Source organism: Kitasatospora sp. NPDC093558 (assembly GCF_040683475.1).
In the GTDB taxonomy this organism is placed as follows: Bacteria; Actinomycetota; Actinomycetes; order Streptomycetales; family Streptomycetaceae; genus Kitasatospora.
The window spans coordinates 1-1,349 of record NZ_JBFBDY010001199.1; the positions used below are offsets into that span (position 1 = coordinate 1).

1 protein-coding gene is annotated in these 1,349 nt (G+C 73.1%); it reads right to left on the minus strand.

Going from position 1 to position 1,349, the window contains the following annotated elements; all coding sequences use genetic code 11:
- Positions 1-999: SidA/IucD/PvdA family monooxygenase (locus AB0O00_RS39720; RefSeq protein WP_363659532.1), on the minus strand; the 999-nt coding region annotated here is incomplete at its 3' end.
- Positions 1,000-1,349 lie beyond the last annotated feature (350 nt).

Here is a 1,349-nt window from a genome sequence, read left to right on the forward strand (position 1 = left end):
CACGACGTGCCGGGCCGAGTGCTGCTCCTGCCCGCCGCCGAGCCGGCGGCAGCGCAGGACCACCGAGCCCTGCCGGTCGGCGGCCTCGACCACGTCCCGGCCGGGCAGCATCATCACCGGGGAGCGCCCCTCGACCAGCCGGATCTCGTAGTTGACCTGGTACAGCTCCTGCAGGGTGGCCATCGAGACGCCGTCGCTGGTGAGGATCTGGTTCGAGACGAACCGGTCGCGCACGTGCGCGGGCAGGCTCTGGAAGTGGCGCACGTACGCGGGCCGGTAGAAGTCGTTGGCGGGCGGCGAGTCGTCCATCGGCGCGAACCACGGCCGCCGGCCGATCCAGCGGATCTCCCGCAGCCCCAGCCGCAGGAGCGAGAGCACCGCCTCGTCGCCGGTCTGCCCCCCGCCGACCACCACCGCCGTCTCGTGCGGGGCGGGGCGGCAGCCGGTGAAGTGCTCGGCGAGCTCCTCGGCGAGCAGGACGCCGTGCGTTCCCGGGAGTCGGAAGCATTCCGGCACGTACGGACGGGTGCCGAGGCCGAGCACCAGGTGGTCGCTGGTGGCCACCGGCCCGTCGCCGGAGCTCAGGACGAAGACCCCGTCGAAGCCGATCGCGGTGATGTCGACGCCGTACCGGATGGTCCCCAGCTCGCCGCTGGCCCAGGCCAGGTAGCGGTCGTACTCCAGCCGCGGGATCGCGTCGAACTGGGCGTTCAGGAAGGCGTAGATCCGCCCGGTGGTGACCAGGTAGTTGAGGAAGGAGAAGCGGTTGCGCGGATCGACCAGGGTGACCAGGTCCTTCACCCAGGAGGTCTGCAGCCGGGCCCCCGGGTGCATCAGCTCCGGGTGCCAGGCGTGCGAGCCCCGCCGGTCGAAGAGCGCCACCGCCCCGGGAACGGTGCCCTCGGCGAGGGCGGCGAAGCTCAGGTTGGCCGGGCCCGCACCGATGCCCGCGACCGCGTAGTGCGGGAGCCCGGCGGGCCGGCTGGTGGAAGTCGACACGGTGGAAGCCTCTTTACGTGAGGTGAGGTGGCGTGAGGGTGAGGTGGCCCTGCGGTGCTGCCGGGGACAGCGTTCCGGCTGCCGGTCGAGGAGTCCTCGAAACGGCCTGAGCCCCGGGCGCGGCCGCCGGACGTTACGGCCTGAGCCCCGGGTGCCGCCGCCGGACGTTCAGCTGGGCTCGATCCACCCGAGAGAGCGGCTCCCCATGCTGCGTAGCGGCACCGATTGGGCAGGCCGCGACCGAGGGGATCCGCATGACTTGCATCGCCGGGTGGGTGGGGCAGGGACCCGACCCGGACCGGAGGACGGCGGGCGTGGCCGCGATGGCCGCCGCGATGACGCCCGTGGGC